Source organism: Streptacidiphilus albus JL83, assembly GCF_000744705.1.
Classification (GTDB): Bacteria; Actinomycetota; Actinomycetes; order Streptomycetales; family Streptomycetaceae; genus Streptacidiphilus; species Streptacidiphilus albus.
Map to the genome: position 1 here is coordinate 3,654,587 of NZ_JQML01000001.1, position 20,921 is coordinate 3,675,507.

20 protein-coding genes are annotated in these 20,921 nt (G+C 73.7%); 8 read left to right on the top strand and 12 right to left on the bottom strand.

Annotation, left to right across the window (positions count from 1 at the left end; genetic code table 11):
- Nucleotides 1-124: 124 nt before the first annotated feature.
- Nucleotides 125-1,783: a fumarate hydratase gene (locus BS75_RS15755; protein ID WP_034088688.1), complete on the top strand. Its 1,659-nt coding sequence runs from the start codon at nt 125-127 to the stop codon at nt 1,781-1,783.
- Between the two features lie 97 nt (nt 1,784-1,880).
- Nucleotides 1,881-3,272 (top strand): class II fumarate hydratase, encoded by a 1,392-nt coding sequence (locus tag BS75_RS15760; RefSeq protein WP_408022539.1) that lies wholly within the window; start codon nt 1,881-1,883, stop codon nt 3,270-3,272.
- 25 nt (nt 3,273-3,297) lie between these two features.
- Here BS75_RS15760 and BS75_RS15765 read toward each other — a convergent pair whose 3' ends face one another.
- The 8 genes from BS75_RS15765 to BS75_RS15800 form a co-directional block, all read right to left on the bottom strand.
- Nucleotides 3,298-3,630, bottom strand: coding sequence for a tetratricopeptide repeat protein (locus tag BS75_RS15765; RefSeq protein ID WP_034088689.1), 333 nt, complete (start codon nt 3,628-3,630; stop codon nt 3,298-3,300).
- 89 nt (nt 3,631-3,719) lie between these two features.
- Nucleotides 3,720-4,703 carry a LuxR C-terminal-related transcriptional regulator gene (locus BS75_RS15770; protein ID WP_034088690.1) on the bottom strand — a complete coding sequence of 328 codons (984 nt, stop codon included), beginning with the start codon at nt 4,701-4,703 and terminating at the stop codon, nt 3,720-3,722.
- Between the two features lie 100 nt (nt 4,704-4,803).
- A complete protein-coding gene (locus BS75_RS44305; protein ID WP_052069444.1) occupies nt 4,804-6,102 on the bottom strand; it encodes a galactosyltransferase-related protein in 1,299 nt (432 codons plus the stop codon).
- A 15-nt stretch (nt 6,103-6,117) separates the two neighbouring features.
- A complete protein-coding gene (locus BS75_RS44310; RefSeq protein ID WP_052069445.1) occupies nt 6,118-7,233 on the bottom strand; it encodes a hypothetical protein in 1,116 nt (371 codons plus the stop codon).
- The gene (locus tag BS75_RS15785; protein ID WP_034088691.1) at nt 7,230-8,123 is read right to left on the bottom strand and encodes an LLM class flavin-dependent oxidoreductase; all 894 of its coding nucleotides are present in this window, start codon (nt 8,121-8,123) and stop codon (nt 7,230-7,232) included. The genes BS75_RS44310 and BS75_RS15785 overlap by 4 nt, the downstream gene beginning before the upstream one ends.
- Complete coding sequence (gene ribD, locus BS75_RS15790) at nt 8,120-9,298, bottom strand: bifunctional diaminohydroxyphosphoribosylaminopyrimidine deaminase/5-amino-6-(5-phosphoribosylamino)uracil reductase RibD (protein ID WP_081982351.1); 1,179 nt, start codon at nt 9,296-9,298, stop codon at nt 8,120-8,122. The genes BS75_RS15785 and ribD overlap by 4 nt, the downstream gene beginning before the upstream one ends.
- A gap of 3 nt (nt 9,299-9,301) precedes the next feature.
- Nucleotides 9,302-9,841, bottom strand: coding sequence for an NADPH-dependent FMN reductase (locus BS75_RS15795; protein WP_081982352.1), 540 nt, complete (start codon nt 9,839-9,841; stop codon nt 9,302-9,304).
- Nucleotides 9,842-9,869: 28 nt separating this feature from the next.
- Nucleotides 9,870-10,523, bottom strand: a complete 654-nt coding sequence (locus BS75_RS15800) for a GTP cyclohydrolase II (protein WP_034088692.1) — start codon at nt 10,521-10,523, stop codon at nt 9,870-9,872.
- Nucleotides 10,524-10,847: 324 nt separating this feature from the next.
- Here BS75_RS15800 and BS75_RS15805 point away from each other — a divergent pair, with 324 nt between their 5' ends.
- The 6 genes from BS75_RS15805 (at nt 10,848) to BS75_RS15830 (ending at nt 16,773) form a co-directional block, all read left to right on the top strand.
- Nucleotides 10,848-11,492, top strand: coding sequence for a histidine phosphatase family protein (locus tag BS75_RS15805; protein ID WP_052069447.1), 645 nt, complete (start codon nt 10,848-10,850; stop codon nt 11,490-11,492).
- Between the two features lie 165 nt (nt 11,493-11,657).
- On the top strand, nt 11,658-12,773 hold the full coding sequence (locus BS75_RS15810; protein WP_081982353.1) for an SAM-dependent methyltransferase: 1,116 nt from the start codon (nt 11,658-11,660) through the stop codon (nt 12,771-12,773).
- A 76-nt stretch (nt 12,774-12,849) separates the two neighbouring features.
- Nucleotides 12,850-13,437, top strand: a complete 588-nt coding sequence (locus tag BS75_RS15815) for a GNAT family N-acetyltransferase (RefSeq protein ID WP_052069448.1) — start codon at nt 12,850-12,852, stop codon at nt 13,435-13,437.
- Between the two features lie 14 nt (nt 13,438-13,451).
- Complete coding sequence (locus tag BS75_RS15820; RefSeq protein ID WP_034088693.1) at nt 13,452-14,648, top strand: hypothetical protein; 1,197 nt, start codon at nt 13,452-13,454, stop codon at nt 14,646-14,648.
- Nucleotides 14,645-15,433, top strand: coding sequence for a PIG-L deacetylase family protein (locus tag BS75_RS15825; protein WP_042438433.1), 789 nt, complete (start codon nt 14,645-14,647; stop codon nt 15,431-15,433). The genes BS75_RS15820 and BS75_RS15825 overlap by 4 nt, the downstream gene beginning before the upstream one ends.
- The gene (locus BS75_RS15830) at nt 15,433-16,773 is read left to right on the top strand and encodes an MFS transporter (protein ID WP_034088694.1); all 1,341 of its coding nucleotides are present in this window, start codon (nt 15,433-15,435) and stop codon (nt 16,771-16,773) included. The genes BS75_RS15825 and BS75_RS15830 overlap by 1 nt, the downstream gene beginning before the upstream one ends.
- 33 nt (nt 16,774-16,806) lie before the next feature.
- Here the strand turns inward: BS75_RS15830 and BS75_RS15835 are convergent, their stop codons facing one another.
- Genes BS75_RS15835 through BS75_RS15850 form a run of 4 tightly spaced genes read right to left on the bottom strand, consistent with a single transcriptional unit; the run spans nt 16,807 to nt 20,843 of the window.
- On the bottom strand, nt 16,807-17,778 hold the full coding sequence (locus BS75_RS15835; RefSeq protein ID WP_034088695.1) for a pirin family protein: 972 nt from the start codon (nt 17,776-17,778) through the stop codon (nt 16,807-16,809).
- 11 nt (nt 17,779-17,789) lie between these two features.
- Nucleotides 17,790-18,506, bottom strand: coding sequence for an HNH endonuclease family protein (locus BS75_RS15840; protein ID WP_042438436.1), 717 nt, complete (start codon nt 18,504-18,506; stop codon nt 17,790-17,792).
- A complete protein-coding gene (locus BS75_RS15845; protein ID WP_034088696.1) occupies nt 18,503-19,882 on the bottom strand; it encodes an AAA family ATPase in 1,380 nt (459 codons plus the stop codon). Before BS75_RS15845 ends, BS75_RS15840 begins: the two co-directional genes overlap by 4 nt.
- A 37-nt stretch (nt 19,883-19,919) precedes the next feature.
- Nucleotides 19,920-20,843, bottom strand: a complete 924-nt coding sequence (locus tag BS75_RS15850) for a LysR substrate-binding domain-containing protein (RefSeq protein WP_081982354.1) — start codon at nt 20,841-20,843, stop codon at nt 19,920-19,922.
- Nucleotides 20,844-20,921 lie beyond the last annotated feature (78 nt).

Consider the following 20,921-nt stretch of genomic DNA (forward strand, 5'->3'; position numbering starts at 1 on the left):
GTCACCCGAGGGCACGGGCGGACACCCCCGCTCAGTACTCTGAACTGCAAACCCGGAACGGTGCCCGCCGACGATCACGCCCCGAGCCCGTACGACAACCCCACCTGTTGAAGGACAGCCGCTGATGCCTGACTTCGCCTACACCGACCTCCTCCCGCTGGGCACGGACCCCACCCCGTACCGGCTGCTCACCACCGAGGGCGTCAGCACCTTCGAGGCGAACGGGCGCCGCTTCCTCCAGGTCGAGCCCGAGGCGCTGCGGCTGCTCGCCGCCGAGGCCATGCACGACATCTCGCACCTGCTCCGCCCGGCCCACCTGACCCAGCTGCGCCGGATCCTGGACGACCCCGAGGCCAGCCCCAACGACCGCTTCGTCGCCCTGGACCTGCTGAAGAACGCCAACATCGCGGCCGGCGGCGTGCTGCCGATGTGCCAGGACACCGGCACCGCGATCGTCATGGGCAAGCGCGGGCAGAACGTGCTGACGGCCGGCACCGACGAGTCGGCGATCTCGCGCGGCATCTACGACGCCTACACCAAGCTGAACCTGCGCTACTCGCAGATGGCCCCGCTGACCATGTGGGACGAGAAGAACACCGGCAGCAACCTGCCCGCCCAGGTCGAGCTCTACGCCACCGACGGCGACGCCTACAAGTTCCTGTTCATGGCCAAGGGCGGCGGCAGCGCCAACAAGTCGTACCTCTACCAGGAGACCAAGGCGATCCTCAACGAGGCGTCGATGATGGCCTTCCTGGAGCAGAAGATCCGCTCGCTGGGCACCGCCGCCTGCCCGCCGTACCACCTGGCGATCGTGGTCGGCGGCACCAGCGCCGAGTTCGCGCTGAAGACCGCGAAGTACGCCTCCGCGCACTACCTGGACACCCTGCCGACCGAGGGCTCGGCCGTCGGCCACGGCTTCCGCGACCTGGAACTGGAGGCGCAGGTCCACCGGTTGACCCAGAAGATCGGCATCGGCGCCCAGTTCGGCGGCAAGTACTTCTGCCACGACGTCCGGGTGATCCGGCTCCCCCGGCACGGCGCCTCGCTGCCGGTGGCGATGGCCGTGTCCTGCTCGGCCGACCGGCAGGCGCTGGGCAAGATCACCGCCGAGGGCGTCTTCCTGGAGCAGTTGGAGACCGACCCGGCGAAGTACCTGCCGGAGACCACCGACGAGCACCTCGACGACAACGTCGTCCGGATCGACCTCAACCGGCCGATGCCGGAGATCCGCTCCGAGCTGTCCAAGCACCCGGTGAAGACCCGGCTCTCGCTCACCGGCACGCTGGTGGTGGCGCGCGACATCGCCCACGCCAAGATCAAGGAGCGGCTGGACGCGGGCCAGGGCATGCCGCAGTACCTGAAGGACCACCCGGTCTACTACGCCGGCCCGGCGAAGACGCCCGAGGGCTACGCCTCCGGCTCCTTCGGCCCGACCACGGCCGGGCGGATGGACTCCTACGTCGACCAGTTCCAGGCAGCCGGCGGCTCGATGGTGATGCTGGCCAAGGGCAACCGCTCGCAGCAGGTCACCGACGCCTGTGCCAAGCACGGCGGCTTCTACCTGGGCTCGATCGGCGGCCCGGCGGCCCGGCTGGCGCTGGACTGCATCAAGAAGGTCGAGGTGCTGGAGTACGCCGAGCTGGGCATGGAGGCGGTCTGGCGGATCGAGGTCGTGGACTTCCCGGCGTTCGTCGTGGTGGACGACAAGGGCAACGACTTCTTCACCGACCCCGGTGACGACCAGCCGCTGATCACCAGCATCCCGGTCCGGCCGGGGAAGTAGCGGCGCGCCCGCGCCCGGCGTCGACACGCCGGGCGCGGGAACACCCGAAGGGCCGGTGTGGCTGTCCATCCTGGTGGGGCTGTTCCTACAGGAGGTCATGGCCATGAGCGAGTACCGGATCGAGCACGACTCCATGGGTGAGGTGCGGGTTCCCGCGCAGGCGAAGTGGGGGGCGCAGACCCAGCGGGCGGTGGAGAACTTCCCGATCTCCGGGCAGCGTCTCGAACCGGCGCACATCGCCGCGCTGGCGCGGATCAAGGCAGCGGCGGCGAAGGTCAACGCCGAACTGGGCGTGCTGGACCCGGCGGCGGCGAAGGCGATCGAGGAGGCGGCCGAGGAGGTCGCCTCGGGCCGGTGGGACGCCGAGTTCCCGATCGACGTCTTCCAGACCGGCTCCGGCACCTCGTCCAACATGAACACCAACGAGGTGGTCGCGACCCTGGCCGGCGAGCGGCTGGGCCGACCGGTCCACCCCAATGACGAGGTCAATGCCAGCCAGTCCTCGAACGACGTCTTCCCCAGCTCCATCCACATCGCGGCGACCGCCGCGGTCACCCACGACCTGGTCCCGGCGCTGGAGCAGCTCGCCGCCGCGCTGGAGCGGAAGGCGGAGGAGTTCGCCGGGACGGTGAAGTCGGGCCGGACCCATCTGATGGACGCCACTCCGGTGACGCTGGGTCAGGAGTTCGGCGGCTACGCCGCGCAGGTCCGCTACGGGATCGAGCGGCTGCGGGCGACCCTGCCCCGGGTCGCGGAGCTGCCGCTCGGCGGGACCGCCGTCGGCACCGGCATCAACACCCCGCCGGGCTTCTCGGCCGCGGTGATCGCCGAGGTCGCCCGGGTGACCGGCCTGCCGCTGACCGAGGCCCGCAACCACTTCGAGGCTCAGGGGGCCAGGGACGGGCTGGTCGAGCTCAGCGGCCAGCTGCGCACCATCGGGGTCGGCTTCACCAAGATCGCCAATGATCTGCGCTGGATGGGCTCGGGCCCGCGCACCGGCCTCGGCGAGATCAACCTGCCCGACCTCCAGCCGGGTTCGTCGATCATGCCGGGCAAGGTCAACCCGGTGATCCCGGAGGCCGTGGTGATGGTCGCGGCCCAGGTCACCGGCAATGACGCGACGGTCGCGGCGGCCGGCGCGGCCGGGAACTTCGAGCTCAATGTGATGCTGCCGGTGATCGCCCGCAACCTGCTGGAGTCGGTCCGGCTGCTGGCCAATGTCGCCCGGCTGCTGGCCGACCGGACCGTGGACGGCATCACCGCCAACACCGACCGGCTGCGCGAGTACGCCGAGTCCTCCCCCTCGGTGGTGACCCCGCTCAACCGCTGGATCGGCTACGAGGAGGCCGCCAAGACCGCCAAGCAGGCGCTGGCCGAGCGGAAGACGATCCGTCAGGTGGTGCTGGAGCGCGGCTACGTGGAGCAGGGCAGGCTCACCGAGCAGCAGCTCGACGAGGCCCTGGACGTGCTGCGGATGACCCGCCCCTGAACGGTGCCGGGGGCGGGCCCGCAGCTCAGACCTCCGGGTCGCCGTCCATCGCGGCGGCGATCCTGAGGTGCGGGACGGCCTCGGCGGCCCGGCCCTGGCGCTCCAGGGTGCGGCCCAGCATGAGATGGGCGTAGGACTCGACCGGGTCCCGCTCCAGCACCAGCCGCAGCTCGGCGGCGGCCCGGGTGAGCTGGGCCGAGTGGTAGTAGGCGCGGGCCAGCAGCAGCCGGGCCGCGGTGCTCGCCGGGTCCTGCTCCACGATCCCGGCCAGGATCAGCGCGGCGTCGCTGTACGCCTTGGAGTCGAAGAACAGTTGGGCGCGGGCGTACTCGTCCGCGAGCGTGGGGGCGGTGGTCACGCCGGCTCCTTCCGGATGGATCCCGGCCGGTCTCCCGGCCGAGGTGTCGTGACCACCACAACACGGACATCCCGGACGGCATTCCCGCCTCACTGCAGCCAGGCGCGTTCGGTGGCGAGAGCGCCGGCCTGGAAGCGGCTGCGAGCCCCCAGGAGGTCCATCACCTCGGAGATCAGCCGCCTGACGGTGCGCTCGGAGATGCCCAGCTTCCGGGCCGCGACCAGGTCGGTCTCGCCCTGCTGGAGGATGCGCAGCAGGGCGTAGTGCTGACTGGACATGCCGTGCGAGTCGCGGCTCTTGGAGTCGCCCAGCGGCGCGGCGCCCGACCAGACCAGGTCGAACAGCGCGCACATCGCAGCGACCGCGCCCTTGCCGTAGAGCACGGTCGCGGTGTCGCTCCGTTCGGGATCGAGCGGCACCACCGCGGCCTCGCGGTCCACCACGACCATCCGCAGCGGCAGCGAGGGCGCCGTGCGCACCTGCCCGCCGCGCTCCGCGAGCCAGCGCGCGTAGTCCGTGGTGGGCTGGTGGTTGCGCACCGAGTCCAGGAAGGTGGTCCGCAGCTCGACGCCCCGGCCCAGCAGTTCCTCGTCGAGCGGCCGGCTGGACTCGCGGGCCGCCTCGCTCTGGCCGCCCCCGGGGACGAAGGTGAGCACCTGGAACCTGGTCCGGGCGCTCAGTTCGGCCAGCCGGTCGCGGATCGCGTCCACCCCGACCAGGTCCTCGGTCTGCAGGTACTGGCGCGCGCAGGCCGCCTCGGCGAGGACCACCGCGTAGGCCGCCTGGCACTGCTCCAACTCGTGTCGGTGCGCCAGCAGTTCGGCCTCCCGTTGGGCCAGCAGCGCCTTCAGCCCGAGCTCCGGCACCACCGGTCGCAGGGTCAGCGGGTCGTCCCAGGAGGAGCGGAGCAGTCCCAGCTCGGCCAGCTCCTGGTAGCCGGCCCGCACCTCGGGCTCGGACAGGTTCAGCTCGGCGGGCAGGTCGCCGAGGCCGGAGTCCGGGTTCTGCAGCAGTGCCCGGTACACCGCCTCGGCCGTCCCGCTCAGCCCGAATGCCTTCAGCGTCGCGCCCATGTCAGGACCGGGCCACCGCTCGGGGGCCGGGCCGGCCACGATCGATCACTTGAAGCACCGGACTCTCCGCTCCCCCGACTGACGATCACCCGGAGTAGGTCTAGACCATTGCGGCGTCCGGTGTCAATGCCTGCCCATTGGCCTCGGGAGTGTCGCCCACGAACGAGCCGGCCGGGGAAAGCCGGGGTCCGACCGGGTGGGCCGGAGCGTCGGCCGGAGCGGCGCGGTAGCGGTCGATCTGTCCGATCGGCCCGGTCGGCCTCCAGGTCATGTACGGGATCTCGTCGTTCCTGGCCGCCTCGTCCGGCCGGGGCGCCTTGACCGGATGGTGGAGATGGACCATGAAGTCGTCGGCCGCGTAGAGCGCGGTCGACGCCTGCAGCCGGAGCACGAGGTCCACGTCCTCGCCGCCCCAGCCCTCGTAGCGCTCGTCCATCCCCCGGATCCGGTCGAAGACCTCGCGCCGGAGCCAGACGCAGCCGCCGACCGGGCGGCGCATCCAGAAGCCGCGGAGCACCCCGGGGTCGAGGGCGGGCTCGCCGTCGAGGCAGCGCGCACCGATGGCGCGCTCACTGGAGGCGTCGTCGAGGTAGAGCATGTCGCGGTAGGGCAGCAGGGCGCCCGCCCCCGGCTCCCCGAGCCGGCCGACGTTCCGGGCGACGAAGCCGCGGTCCGCCAGCAGGTCGGCGTCGAAGACGCACACGGTCTCGGCCTGCGACGCCGACCGGACCACGCCGACGTTGACCACCCACGCCTTGTTGAAGGGGCCGTCGTGCCGGGCGAAGAGGTACTCGTCGGCCACCGCCTCGATCTCCGCGCGCCACCGGGGCGACTCGTCCGCCTCCACCACGGTCACCGTGTAGCCGCCGTCGACCCGGTCCTGGTCGCGCAGGCTGCTCAGGCAGCTCAGCAGGTTGCGCAGCCGGTGCCCGGAGGCGCTGCGGTCCCGGAACGGGATCACGATCTGCGCGGCCGAGCCCGGCGGCTCGGCCCGCGGCGGGGCGGGGACGGCACCGTCCGGCGGCAGCGGGCGCCGCGCGCCGGTGGGCACGGCCTCGCCCAGGTGGTAGCCGATGCGGCCGCGGTGGGCCGCCCTCCGGGCCAGGTCGGTCAGTTCGCGCATCCGCTCGGGGAACTGGGCGACCATCGGGGTGAGCGCGTCCACCAGCCGCCGGTGGCGCTCGGGCTGCGCCGGCTCCTCCATCAGTCGGCGTGCGGCAGGCGCGAAGGGGGCGCGGTCCTCGTCACAGGCCAGTCCGGCGATCGATTCGGTCAGCGGCTGCGACTGGAACCAGTGGTAGGGGTTGGTGGCTCGGGCATGCGGATCCGAGTGGATCACGAGGGCGTCCGCGATCAGGCGGGCCGCGGAGCGCGCGTCGTCGACGCGGGGCCTGTCCATGTTGATCTCCGATCTTCACTGGCCAGGTGCCAGTGACGCTGTGTCAGAACCGTGCGGGAGCAGCTCCTCCGGCAGCCGCCGAAGCTCCTCGGCCGCCCAGTGCGCCACTCCGTGGTTGGACCGCAGCCGGGCGCCGAATCCCACCGCCCGCCACAGGACGTCCGTCAGTTCGTCCGTCCAGGCCGTCGGCCAGCCCCACTGCGGCTGCGGCCGGACCGCGCACCGGACGGCGGTGCACAGGCACGGGCGGACGGCCCCGGCCGAGGTCTCGGGCGGCGCCCGGTTCAGCGTCGCCCCGAGGGCGATGCCGTAGCGGACGACCTCGGCCAGCGGCAGCAGCCGCTCCCGCTCCCGGGGCGGCGCCCCGTCCGCGACGGCGACGAAGGCCGCCGCCGGGGCCGCGCCCGGCCAGCACCGGCCGATCCGGGCCATGTGCTCCGGCCACGAGGCCCGGCGCCAGCCGGCCGACCCGGCGTCCCACAGGGCGACCTGCGCCCGGCCGTCGTGGAGCCGCGGCAGGACGGTCGGCAGCGGGCTCACCTCGTCCCGCGGCCGGCCGTGGTCCGCCGGGTGCTCGGCGGCGCGGGCGTCCGGGCCGGTGACCAGGCTGTGCACCCGGATCAGCAGCTCGATCCGGCGCTCCCACGAGAACCGCGCGACCAGGTCGCCGTCGTCCCCGGCGGCCGGGGCGGCCTCGGCGAAGTCGGCGAAGGCCAGCGCCTGGGCCGAGGGCAGCACGACGGCGAGCGTCGGCACCCGTGCCCGGGGCACCGCGACCGCCCACGCGCACCCCCGGAGCGCGGCCAGCCGCACCACGGCGCCGGTCCACGAGCCGCAGTCGACGGAGAGGGCCAGCGCCGCGTCCGGACGCCGCGCGACGGCCCGGAGGACCTCCTCGGCGAAGGACGGCACCGGTTCGGCGCCGGCCAGGACGACCAGGTGGTGGCTCGACCCGGTGCCCGCCGCAGCCCGCCAGGCCCGCACGGTGGCGGCCGGTCCGCGCGTCGGCGCCCCGTGTTCCGGGTGGACCGCGACCACCGGGCCCAGCTCCCGCAGCCGGGCGGCCAGCACCGTCGCGGCCTCCGGCCGGGACGGGTCGGCCACCACGGCCGCGCTGATGCCGGGCGTCACGGCGCCTGCCGGACCGCGCCCGCCCCGACCGGGACCGGCCGCGCCAGACCGCGGACACAGGCTGCCAGACAGGCGAGCTGACGGCCGGTCGAGTCGTCGAACGGCAGATGGAAGACCACCCGGTCGAGCCGGTGGGCGGCATAGCGCTCCAGGAGCGGTTCCACCAGCCGTGCGCCGACCTCCACCACCGACACCCGGCCGAGGCTGCGGACACCGATCGGCCGGTTCCGGTCCGCGGTACTGATCGCCAGGCTGAGCTGCATGGTCCTGGGCAGGTCCGCCACCGCCGGCGGAGTGTCCGGGCCGGGCCCGGCCGGCCGGTCGGGCCCGGCGCCGGGCACCATCAGGCCCTCCAGGTAGGGCGCCAGGGCGGAGAGCACCACCGGGTCCCCGCTCGCGAGCAGGATCGGCGGGGCCTGGAAGGTCGGCGGCTTCTCGAAGCGGACCGTGTCCGGCAGCAGCCGGCCCCCGTGCCGGAGCATGTCGTCCAGGGTGCGGACGGTGTCGAGCAGGTTCCGTCGACGGGCTTCGGCGTCCAGCCCGTAGAGGGCGTTGACATTGCTCCGGGAGCCCGCGCCGATGCCCAGGACCAGCCGGTTGCCGGAGAGCTGCTGGAGCATGACGACCGATCTGGCCATGCTCAGCGGGTGCCGGTAGCCGGCGCAGAGAATGGCCGTGCCGAACTCCTCGAACGGCAGGCCGGTGCCCATGGCGTGGGCGAGGTCGGCCACCGGGTCGCCGGCGACGGCACGGTCCGCGCCGTCGTTCTCGGTCAGGGTGACGTCCCTGGTCCACACGCCGGTGAAGCCCAGCTCGGCGACCTCGTGCAGCCGGCCCAGGCCGTGCTGCCAGGGGGCGTCGTAGAGGGGCAGCAGAAGGCCGGTCCTCATGCCGTCCACCGCCCCGGGGCCGGAGCGGTGAGCGGGGCCGGAGCGGTGAGCGGGGCCGGAGCGGTGAGCGGGGCCGGAGCGGTGCCGGGCACCGCCGAGACCCTCAGGTCGGGACCGACCAGGGCGCACTCCCGGAACTCCCAGCGGAGCGCCTCGCCGATGGTGTCGGCCCCGATGTCCCCCACGGCGGCGGGACCCGCGCCCAGCAGGGCCGGGGCGATGTACCCGACCAGCTCGTCGACGCACCCGGCGGCCAGCAGCCCCGCGGCGGTCAGTGGCCCGCCCTCGACCAGGACCGAGCCGATCCCGAGGTCGAACAGGGCCGACAGCAGCGCCTCCGGCTCCACCCGGCCGTCCACCGCGTCGACGGTCAGCACCTCGGTGTCGGGCGCGTCCCGGAGGACCGGGGCGGCCGTCGCGCCGGCGACCGCCGGAACCACGACGACGGTGCGCACGCTGCCGTCCAGGACCCGGGCGCCGACAGGGAGGCCGTCCGTCCCCGACGCCACGACCACCCTGGTGGGCGCGGCCCCGTCGACGCCGTGCCGCACCCCGAGCTGCGGATCGTCGGCGCGCACGGTTCCGGCCCCGACCAGGATGGCGTCGTGCCGCGACCGCAGCCGGTGCGCGTCGGTGCGGGCCGCCTCGGAGGTGATCCAGCGGGAGCTGCCGTCGCGGGCCGCGATCCGGCCGTCCAGCGTCGACCCGAACTTCCAACTGACCCACGGCCGCGACCTGGTGGCATTGGTGAGCCAGAAGCGGTTGGCCCAGCCCGCCTCCGCCGTCAGCAGACCGCCGGCGACGTCGACCCCCGCCGCCGCCAGGGTGGCGGCGCCCCCCGCCGCCGCGGGGTTCGGGTCGGCGACGGCGTAGACCACGCGTCCGACACCGGCCGCGCGCAGCGCCTCCGCGCAGGGACCGGTCCGGCCGGTGTGGTTGCAGGGCTCCAGCGTGACCACCGCCGTGCCGCCCCGGGCCCGGCGACCGGCCTGCGCCAGCGCCGCGACCTCGGCATGGGCCTCCCCGGCCCGCAGATGGAGCCCCTCACCGACGACCCGCTGCTCGCGGTCGAGGACCACGCAGCCCACCGTCGGATTGGCGCCGGTGAGCCCGAGCCGGCTCCCGGCCAGTTCGACGGCGCGGCACATGGCGTCGTGCTCAGCCTGGGTGAACACCGGCTACACCCCCGCCGGAGCTCGGAAGAGCACGGAGAGCCGCTGCAGTTCGGCCGCCATGGCCCGGCACCGTTCGCGCAGCTCGGCCGAGGCCGAGGCGGTCAGCGCGCCCTCCGGGACGAAGTCGTCCGGACAACTGGCCGCCTGCGTCGGCACGATCCAGGCGCCGAGCGCCCGGGCGACCGTCCGCAGCTGCTCGCAGACGACGGTGCCGGTGCGCGGACCGCTGCCGTTGGCCGCGACCGCGACCGGCTTGTCGGCGAAGGCGTCGCCCGGCAACAGGTCCAGCAATCCCTTCAGCAGCGCCGAGTAGCCGCCGTGGTAGACCGGCGAGACCAGGACCACGGCATCGGCCGCCGCGACCCGCTCCCGCAGCTCCGCCGCGATCCCGGCGGGGGTGCGGCCGGACGGCGCACTCCACTCCCCGGCGTTGAGGATGTCCGACTCGACCCCCACCGACAGCAGTGCGTCCGCGATCGTCCGGGAGAGGGCCGCCGTATAGGAGTTCTCACGCGAACTACCCATGATTATCAGCGCTGTCATGCGATGCCCCCGAGGTGCTGCACGGTCCTCATCCCGCAGCCCCGACGGTGAGTTCGCCGAGTTCCAGGGTGTGCCGCGTGACCCGGGCCTTGGTCTCCAGGTAGAACCGGTTCTGCTCGGTGACGAAAACCCCGGTCGGCACGACGCTGACGACGTCGATTCCGTACTTCGCCAGCTGTGCGGCCTTCTCCGGATTGTTGGTCAGCAGCCGGACCGAGGTGAATCCGAGAAGGGTGAGCATCTCGGCCGCCACCCGGTAGTCCCGGGAGTCCGGATTCAGTTTCAGCTCCTCGTTCGCGGCATAGGTGTCGAATCCGCGGTCCTGCAGCACATAGGCGTCCAGCTTGTTGTAGAGGCCGATTCCCCGCCCCTCCTGGCGCAGGTAGAGCATGCAGCCGCCCTCGGCGTCGATCTGCCGCACCGCCTCCTGGAGCTGGGGGCCGCAGTCGCACCGGGCGGAGCCCAGGACGTCACCGGTCAGGCACTCGGAATGGATCCGCACCAGCGGGACGCGCTCCGGGCTGAGGTTCCGCTCGCCGATGCTCACCGCGATGTGCTCACCCGGGTCGCTGAGCCCGTGGAAGGTGTGCAGCTTGGCGGCGACGCCGGCCCCGGAGTTGAGGTGGATCGGGATGGGCACGGTCGCGCGGATCCGTGCGGAAACGGTCTCGGTGTTCTGCATCGGTACTCGTCCCTTCGTTCTTCGGCCGACTAGTCGCAGGAGTGGGCGGCATCGGGCGCCGCCACCGGAATTGCGGTTCTCCGAAAGAGGCTTCCGACACGGGCCATGGCATGCTCCAAGGAATTGGCGGGCCGTACGACGGCGACCGCCGAAGTCCGGCCCGGTGCGCGAGTCGCATATTCTGCCGACGCCACAACTGTCCCCCGGTCGCGCGCACCGCCGCCACGGATCGCACTGGCCGGACCCGGCCCGGCCTGATCCGGTCAGCGGGGCGACGGACCTGAGCACCGGTCACGAATACGACGTTTCCTTTAGGGTGGCCGAATGACCCAGCAGAGAGAATCAGACCCGCAGACGACGCTGCTGCTGCTCCGGCACGGGGAGACCGTGCTGACGCCCGAGCGGCGGTTCTCCGGGAGCGGCGGCACCGACCCCGAACTCTCCGACACGGGAAGGTGGCAGGCGGCGCGCGCCGCCGACTCCTCGCTGCTGGCGGCGGCGTCCGTGGAGGTCGTCGTCTGCTCGCCGCTGCGGCGCTGCCGGCAGACGGCGGCGGCCGCGGCCCGGGTCCTCGGGCTGGACCTCGTGGTCGAGCCCGAGCTGCGCGAGGCCGACTTCGGCGACTGGGAGGGGCTCACCTACGCGGAGGTGCGCACCCGCTTCCCGTCCGACCTGGCGGCCTGGCAGGCGTCCGCCTCGGTACCGCCCACCGGCAGCAGCGAGAGCACGGCCGACGTGGCCGAACGGGCCGGACGGGCCAGGGACGGCCTGCTGTCCCGGTACCCGGGGAGCCGGGTGCTGGCGGTCACCCATGTCACGCCGATCAAGGCCCTGGTCCAACTGGCGCTCGGCGCACCGGGAGAGGCGATCCACACGATGGACCTGTCCCCCGCCTCGTTCTCCGGCCTGGTGTACCAGGGGGCGACGCCGTCGCTCCGCCTCTACAACGACACGGCGCACCTGCGCTGACCGGTTCCCCGGCGGTCCGGGGCGGCTGGCCGGATCAGGCAGTTCCGGGTCCGGCCAGCCGCCGTTGTGGCGGCCCCGGGCGGCCCCGGGCGATGGTTGACCCACCAGCGGAGCCGTTCGCTCGACCGGACTCGGGCACCCGCTCCCGGACCGACGGAGGGAATCATGGCCCACATCGTCTTCGCACACCAAGTCCCGGATGCTGCAGCTGAGTTCATCAGCGTGTTGGACCTGGCGGACGAGGATGTCTCGGTCGTCCTCACCGGCCACGAGTGGCGGTCGATCGCTCTCCCCCACGCCGGTGCGAAGGAACGGCTGCACTTCCTGGCCGACGCCGCCGCCCGGCCCGCGACCGGGACCTGGCAGCCGGACCGCAGCGGGCCCGACGACAGCCACTGGGCCCACAGCCCCGCCGACTGGCGCCAGGAGCAGGCCCGTTCCGGCCTGGCCGCCGCCGCGGCCGTCGGCGCCGGCCGGATCAGGTACAGCCTCGGCCACGCGGGCCACTCCCAGTTCCTGGTGAGCGAGGCGAGGCCGCTCTCGGTGGAGCAGCTGCGGACCAAGATCGACGTACTGGCCGGCTTCGCCTCCGGGGCGCTGCCCGGGGCCGACGCCAAGCGGCAGTTCCTCTCCCAGGCCGCGCCCTCCTGCGAGAGCTTCCTCGCCCTCACCCGGCAGCAGGCCGAGCACCTCTACTACCTGATGTACAGCCCGGATCCGCTGGTGAAGGTGCCACGGGACCCCTGGGACTTCGACCGCTCCGCCTACGAGCAGGAGCGGCTGTCGGCCACCCGGGACTGGGTCAGGGCGGCCGTCCCCGGCCCGGCGGCGACCCTGGTGGAGGCCGGGGCCTGCGAGGGCTCGCTGACCGAACTGCTCTGTGACGCGGGCTTCCGGGTGACTGCCACCGAGCCGGCCCAGGACTTCCGGGAGCGGCTGGGCTCCAGGGTGGCCGGGCGCGCCGAGGTGACCGCGGCCACCGTCGAGGACCTCGCCGGCCCGGCGCCCGTCCCTGCGGACGCCTACCTCCTGGCCGAGGTGATGTACTACCTCGACGACCTCGCCGTGGTCGAGTCGCTGCCGACCGACCTGCTGCTGGTCACCGCCCCGCGCGAGCTCCTGGAGTCGGTGCTGCGCCCGTACTTCGAGGGCGCCGGGGCCGCCTGCTGGCGGGTCGAGTCCGAGCAGGAACTGCTGGGCGCACGCCTGGACTTCCTCGTGGACGGCCTGATGTACCAGCGCAAGCGCGGAAGCGTCGGCCTGACCTGCCGCCGCCGCTGATCCTCCGCGGCAGCGCCCTTCAGCACTTCAGCCCTTCGCCCCTTCCTCCCGTTCGCTTCCCGTCCCAGGAGCCGCCATGCCCGCCCCCGCCCCCGCACGCCCGGAACTCCAGCACATCAGCTGGGAGTCCACGCCGGAGAACGACATCTCACCGCTGGTGCACCAGCAGCTGAACACCCTGCTGCGCGCGGCGTTCCCCTACACCGTCGACCAGTTCCGGGACGGCCGGAGCTGGGCGGGCGCCCGGCCCGAACGCCGGGTGATCGGCTGGGCGGACGGACGGCCGGTGGCCCACACGGGCCTGCTGCGGCGGTTCCTCCGGGTCGGCGGCCAGGAGCAGCTCGTCGGCGAGGTCGGACTGGTGGCGGTCCACCCCGACCTCCAGGGGATCGGCGCCGGACGGGCCCTGGCCGACCGGACCCGGCAGGCCCTGGCCTCGCTGGAGCTGCCCTTCGGCTATCTGAACTGCATGGACAGTGTGCTCGGCTACTACACCTCGGCGGGCTGGATCGAGGTCTCCGGCGCGGACACCCGGCACTACGAGCCGGACGACGAGCTCACCGCCGTGGTGACCACGGCCCGCCCGCTCATCCTGCCGGTCGCCGCGGACGCCGTTTCCTGGCCCGCCGGCCCGCGCATCGAACGCGACGGCACCGAACTCTGAGAGGGGGCACCGCAGTGAGATCAGCAACCGTGGACGCCGTGTCCACCGGCGTCATCAGCGTCGCCGTCATGGCCCATCCGAGGCGGCTCGCCCAGGCCAGGGCCCTGGCCGCGGCCTTCCCGCAGTGGCCCGGCACGGTGGCGGTCGACCCGTTCCCGGAGGGGCCGCCGACCACGCTGCGGGCCGCCCGTGCCGCCTGGGCCGCCATGCCCCCGGACGCCACCCACCACCTGGTGCTCCAGGACGACGTCCGGCCGTGCCGCGACTTCACCGCCCGGCTGGCGTCGGCCGTGTCCGCCCACCCGGACAGTCCGCTCGCCCTGTACGCCAACTGGAACTCGTGGAACGGCGCAGCCACGCGCGCCGCCGCGCTGGCGGGCGCCTCCTGGGCCGTCGCCGTCACCGGCGAGTGGGTACCGGCCCTGGCGCTGCTGCTCCCCCGCGCGGACGTGCGGGCGCTGCTGGCCGCGGTCCCCGAGGACAGCGCGGAGCTGACCCCGGACGACGTCGTCCTCGAACGCGAACTGGCTGCCCGCGGCCGGCGGGTGCTGATCTCCGTACCGCACCTGGTGGAACACGTCGGCGACGAGAGCCTGATCGGCAACGACAGCTACGGCCCCCGGCACTCGGCCTGCTTCGCCGACGACCTGGCGCCCGGCCGTGGTCCCGGCCCCGGCCCGGAGGCGACCGCGACCGGGCCCGCGCCGTACCGGGCGGACCCGCTGGTCCACGTCCTGCGCGGCCGGGGCCATGCGGTGCTCGCCCACCCGGACGGTCCGCGGCGCCTGTCCAGCCGCGGCTACCTGCGGGAGACCGGTCTGCTGGCGGACGCGGCGGCGGGCTGGGAGCACGCCCGGCGCGCTCCCGGCCTGCCCGGCGAGTCGCGCTGGCTGACCGAGGAACTCTGGTACGCGGCCTACCTGATGGGCGTGCACGCGGCCCCCTCGGTCCCGGCCGGATCCCAGCAGGCCGTGCGGGCCTGCCTGCGCAGCCTGGTGCTCGGCGGCTCCAACAGCCTCGGCCGGGAGTACCGGTGGGCGCTGGAACAGGTCGGCCCGCTGACGGAGCTGGCCGCGTCGGCGGTCGAGGCCGGTCGGACCCGACGGCGCCGGCACGGGCCCCCGGCGGCGATCGGCCGGGACCGGCTGGCCGCACTGCCGCCGGCCTCGGAGATCTGGCAGGGCGTCCCCACCGAGCTGGAGGAATCATGACCCGACGACTCGTCTTCTCCCCGCACGCCGACGACGCCGTGCTCTCCTGCCACGGCGCGCTGGGCCCCGGCACGGACGTCGTCACGGTCTTCGCCGGAGTGCCCGAGGACGCCGGTCTGCTGACCGACTGGGACCGGCGGCTCGGCGTCGGGAGCTCCCGGGAACTGGCGCTGGAGCGCCTCGACGAGGATGTCCGCTCCTTCGCCGGAACCGGGGTCGCGCTGGAGCAGTGGCCCTTCCTGGACGGCCAGTACCGCCCCGGAGTCGTGCCGCAGGAGCTGCTGCCGGCGATGCGGACCAGGATCCGCGCGGCCGCCGAGGTCTGGCTGCCGGCCGGGCTGCTGGTCCACCCCGACCACGTCCTGGTCCGCGACACCGGCCTCGCCGCGTGCGCGGAACTCGCCCGGGAGGGGGTGCGGCCGGGGCTGGTGCTCTACGCCGAATACCCCTACCAGCTCTTCCAGATGGGCAACGCCCGGCGCGCGGCCGGCACCCATGCGAGCTACGACTGGACCAACGCGGACCCGAGCGCCCTCACCGCCTGGTCCGAGGAGGTCTTCCCCCGGGCGGCCGCCCCGCAGCACGCACCGGTGGGGAGCCGACTGGGAGCGGAGGCGGTCGCCGCCAAGGAGGCGTCCGTCCGGGCGCACGCCACCCAGGTCGACGAGCTCGACCGGCAGGTGCACGGCCGGTTGCTGAAGCCGGACAACATCGGCCTGGAGTACTGGTGGCCGCTGCGGAGCGCCGAGGCGGCCGTCGCCGACCTGGACCAGGAGAGTCTGTGATGGCACCCGGGCCCGAGCTCTCCGGGGCCGCCCGCTGGCGGCTGCGGCTGGGCGTACCGGACCTGGCCGGGCACGGCCGCATCGTCTCGGCAACCCTGCTGGACTCCTTCGGCGTCGGGATGTTCGTCCCGCTCTCGTTCCTGTTCTTCGTGCTGACCACGCGTCTCGGCGTGGCCGAGATCGGCCTGGGCAGCAGTGTCGCCACGCTGCTGTCGCTCCCGGTCGCGCCGGTGGCCGGCAGCATCGTCGACCGCTGGGGTCCGCGGACCTCGCTGATCGCCAACAACCTGCTCGCCGCTGCGGGCTTCCTCTGCTACCTGCTGGTGGACTCGCTGCCCACGCTGGTGGGGAGCATGTTCCTGGTGCTCTGCGCCGAGCGCCTGTACTTCGCCTCCTGGCCGGCCCTGGTCGCCGACATCGCCGAGGGCGCCGAGCTGGACCGCTGGTACGCCTTCACCACCGCCGGGATGAATGCCAGCGTGGGCATCGGCGGAGCCGCCGGCGGACTGCTGCTGGGCAGCGGCTGGTCCGGCGCCGCCGTGTTCATCGTCGCGGTGAACGCAGCCACCAGCGTGGTCGCCGCCGTCCTGCTGCTCGCCCCGGCCTCGGCGAGGGCGGCGGGCGGACGTCGGCCGCCCGCCGCCGCCCCGCCGGACGGGACGCCGCCGGACGGGACGCAGGCCGCCCGGCCGGCCGGCTGGCGGACCCTGCTCCGGGACCGCGCGCTGCTGACCCTGATGGGCGCGCAGGCCGCGTTCGCCTTCGCCTGGCTGATACCGACGATCGTGCTGCCGGTCTACCTGGTCGAGGTGGACCACCTGCCGACCTGGCTGCCGTCGACGGCGCTCGCCGTCAACGCCGTGGTCATCGTCTCGACGCAGTCGGTGCTGACCGCACGGCTGGTCGCGTTCTCCCGGACCCGGGTGGTCTCCTGGGCCTCGCTGCTGATGCTCGGGTCCATCGCACTGCTGGGGCTGGGCGCGAGCGGGAGGGGCGCGGGCACCGTGGTCGCGGTCTTCGCGGCCGTGCTGTTCTTCACCGCCGGGCAGATGATGGCCGGCCCGGCCACCACCGCGATCTCCGCGACCGCGGCCCCGACCGAGGCGCGCGGCCGCTACCTGTCGCTCTTCAACCTCACCTGGGCGGTGTCGGCGACCCTCGGCCCGGTGCTGGTCGGCTCGCTGATCCAGCACCACGCCGCCGTCTTCTGGTCCCTCCTCGCGGCGCTGGTGGCCCTGGGCGGCTACGGCTACCGCCTGGCCGACCGCTGGGCCGCGGCGGCGACCCCGACCCCAGTCGCGGCTGCGGTCGAGGTCGAGGTCGAACTCACCGGGCGCTGAGCCGGGCGCCGAACCGGCCGCTCAGCCGCGCGCTCAGCGGGTGCGGCCGCGCGGCTTCAGCGGGACCGGGGGCAGGGCCGGGGCGAGCAGCCGGGCGCCGTCGTAGCCGTGGACCTCGCCGAAACGGTCCGCCGGGGCGTCGTTCCAGGCCGCGCGGGCCTCGGCGATCTCCTCGCCGCTGCGGGCGACGAAGTTCCACCACATGACGATCTTCTCCTCGAAGGGCTCGCCGCCGAGCAGCAGCAGGCTGCTGTCCGCGTCGGCGCGCAGCGGCAGCTCGGTCCGGCCGCAGCCGAGGTAGAGCAGCGCGCCGGGTTCGACCCGGACCCCGTCGACGTCGACCGATCCTGACATGGACAGCACCGCGTACTCGAAGTCGCGCTCCAGCGGCAGCCGGGCGGCGGCGCCCGCGGCGAGCGTCAGGTCGGCGCCGACCAGCGGCGAGTACACGGCGCCCGGCGAGCGGGCGCCGTCCAGCTCGCCCAGGATGACGGTGGCCCGGAGGCCGGGCGCGGCGACCTCGGGCAGCTGCGGGTGGTGCTCGAAGTGCGGCTCGGTGTGCCGGTGCCGGTCCGGGATCGCGACCCAGAGCTGCGCGCCGTGGAGCACCGGCCCGTGGCCGCGCGGCGACTCCTCGGAGTGCGCGATGGCGCGGCCCGCCGTCATGATCCCCAGCTCGCGCGGCCGGACGGTGGCCAGGCTGCCGACGCTGTCGCGGTGGGTCACCTCGCCGTCGTGCAGCCAGCTGACGGTCTGCAGCCCGGTGTGCGGGTGCGGGGCGACCTGCATCCCCGGCTCGTCCACGATGTCGTCCGGGCCGTAGTGGTCGACGAAGCACCAGGCCCCGACCATCCGCCGGCCCAGGTTCGGCAGCAGCCGCCGGACCACGGTGCTCTCGCCCAGCGGCACCTGCTTGCCCGTCAGCAGTTCGTGGACCGGCCGGGCCGACACGTCGTCACGTCCGCCGCAGACCCGCGCCTGCGGGGCGGTCTCAAGGTTGCTCATACCACCGCACCCTAGCTCCGGCGGCGGGCCAACCAGTACAGGCTCTCGACCTCGGGTGCGCCGATGACGAGAGCCGCCCCGGGCTGCTCCCGCAGTGCCTGCATGGCGTGCAGGACGTCGGCGAACGGCTGGACGCCGAGGGCGTCGGCCACCTGCTCCGCCTCCTCCTGCCCACCCTCGTCGAGCTGCCGGCGGATGTCCCGCAGCATGGACCGGCAGCGGACGAAGGCGGCGGCCCTACCGTCGACCAGCGCCTTCCGGCCGAGGCCGAAGACCTCGATGGTCGCCTGCCCCTTGGCGGTCCGTGCCCGGTACTCACCCGTGCGCAGCACCAGTTGGAGGTGGAGCACCGGGTCCTCCCGTGCGGGGTCGACCAGCAGGCAGTGGCCTGCCTCGTCGACCGGGAAGCGGTCCCGCTTGTGGTTGCTGTTGCAGTGCGTGCAGGCGAGCAGGTGGTTCACCCAGGCGAAGGCACCGAGCGGATTGCGGGCCAGCGGCTCGAAGTGGTCGATGGACGCCCCGTGGCTGTCGCCGCAGTACATGCACCGCTGCACGCCGGGAGCCATCCGGTCCAGGACCTCGCGCAGCTGCCGCCGTAAGGAGGACGAGTCCGACCAGGCTCGGCGGGCCCGGTCCAGGGTGGCCCCACGCCGGGCCAGCGTGTCGGTGCGCCGGGCGAGTTGTCGCTCCAGTCCGGGCTCCAGCGCGGGCCGGTCCAGCGGGATCACCGGTGAGGCGCCAGTCGGGCGGAGACCTCGATCACCCGCGCGCTGAGCGAGCTGTTGAGCCTGTTGCTCAACTCCTCGTACTCGGCGAGCTCCGACTCCGAGGCGTCGCCGCTCAGCACCCTGCCCTCCAGGTCGCCGACCCTCCGGCGGGCCTGCTCCGCCGCTGCGGAGTACGGGCTCTCCAGACCGAACAGGTCGGAGAGGATGGCGTCGTCGCCGCTGCCGTAGACGATCCGCTGGTACAGCTCCTGGTCCACCACGGCGGGCGGGGTGCTGTCGCCGGGCGCGCCGAGCCGGATCAGGCCGCCCGGGTCGGCGGCCTGGCAGATGTACGGGCTGTGGGTGGTGACCAGGAACTGGACGTCGGGGAAGTGCGCCTTCAGCCAGTAGCCGATCCGCTGCTGCCAGGTGACGTGGAGGTGGGCGTCCACCTCGTCGATCAGCACGATGCCGGGGGTCGCCACCAGCGGCCGTCCGCCCTCGGTCACCAGGTCGACGCCCGCGCCCGGCCCCTGGGTCGCCAGGGACCAGAGGACGTGGAGGACCAGGGCCACCGCCGAGCGGTAGCCGTCGCTCATCTCGTAGAGGGTGAACTCCTGCCCGTCCCTGGCGATCCGGAGTCCGTCGGCGTCGACCTTGCGCACCTCGTGCCCGTCCGGGAGCAGCCCGTCCTGGAGCAGCGCCAGTACGACGGTCAGCAGTGCACCCGCCGCCTCGTCGCCGGTGAGGCTGCGGTGGTGCATGTCGACCAGCCAGAACACGCCCTCACTGAGGCTCACCTCCTCGTCGAACAGGCTGGCGACCGCCGGCAGCCGGAATCCCGTGCCCCGCCCCACCTCCCGACCGAGTCGTCGGTAGGCGCCCACCGCGATCAGGCAGCCCAGATCGGTGTACTCCAGCACGTCGCTGTCGACCTCGTAGGAGAGCAGACCGTCCCCGCCGGTGATCCGGGTGCTGCGCAGGAGCCGACGGGGTCGGGACGGGGCCTCCCCCTCGCGCCCGCGCGTCCTCACCCAGGTACTGGTGACCTGTGCGGTCGCCGGTCCCGCCAGAAAGGCCGCGGATTCGTCGTCGGGAAGCGGGTCCTCGCTGTCGTCACCGTCCCTGAGCCAGAACAGCTCCTCCGGATTCTGCGCGCTCAGGGTGATCCTGATGAACGCGTCCTCCGTCACCGGCCACGCGGACAGGTCGTCCGGGTCGTGCAGTCCGAGCCCGACCACCACCGCTCGCAGCAGGCTGGTCTTGCCGGAGGCGTTGCGACCGGCGAGAACGGTCCAGCCGGCGTGGGAGCCGTCGGGGCGGACCAGGTCGAGGTCCACGCTGCGGCTGCCGGAGAAGCCCTTGACGCCGGAGATCTCAAGCCTGGAGATGTACACGGGGTGGCCCCTCCCTCAGCAGCGGACGGCTTCGACTCTATCCAACGATCCGCACCGGCAGCGGGCGCAGCGCCTCGCGCAGGGAGGCCGCCAGCCGGTGGTACTCGGGGGTGCGGGCGGAGCCGGGGCGGTGGGTGAGGCCGATCCGGCGGCCGGGGGCCGGGGCCGCGAAGCGGGTGGTGGCCAGCCGCTCGGAGCGGCCGGTCTCGACGTCCACCGCGGTGGCCGGGAGCAGCGTCACCCCGAGGCCGCCGGCCACCAGTTGGACCAGGGTGGACAGTCCGGCGGCGCGGGTCGCGCCGGGTTCGGCGCCGACCTCGCGGCAGAGGTCGAGCGCCTGGTCGCGGAGGCAGTGGCCCTCCTCCAGCAGCAGCACGTCGAGGTCGAGCAGGACGTCGCGGGGCACGTCGCGGCGCTGGGCCAGGGCGTGGTCGGGCGGGGTGACCAGGACGAAGTCCTCGTCGTAGAGCGGGATGTCGACCATGCCGGGGACGCTGGGGTGGGCGAGCAGCAGCAGGTCGAGCCGGCCGGAGCCGAGGCCGTCGAGCAGCTGCGGGGTGCGCTCCTCGTGGACGTGGAGGTCGAGCTCCGGGTAGTGGTCGCGGGCCAGGGTGAGCACGACCGGCAGCAGGTAGGGGGCGACGGTGGGGATCACGCCGAGGTGCAGCGGACCGGTGAAGGGCCGGCGGGAGGCCTCGACCTCGTCGCCGAGGGCGTGCAGCTCGGACAGCACCCCGCGCGCGTGGACGGCGACGCGCTCGCCCAGCGGGGTGATGATGACCTTCCGGGTGGTCCGCTCGACGAGCTGGGCGTCCAGATTCTCCTCCAGCGCGGCCACGGCCCCGGACAGGGCCGGCTGGCTCATGCCGATGGCGGCGGCGGCATCGCGGAAGTGCCGGTGCTCGACGACCGCGACGAACGCTCTGAGCTGGGAAATCGTGGGGGTGCGCAGCTTGCTGATAGGTGCCTCCGATCAATGGATCCAAGTGTAGCTATTTCACTGATCAGTATGCGATGTGTCACCGTGGGACGGTCCGCC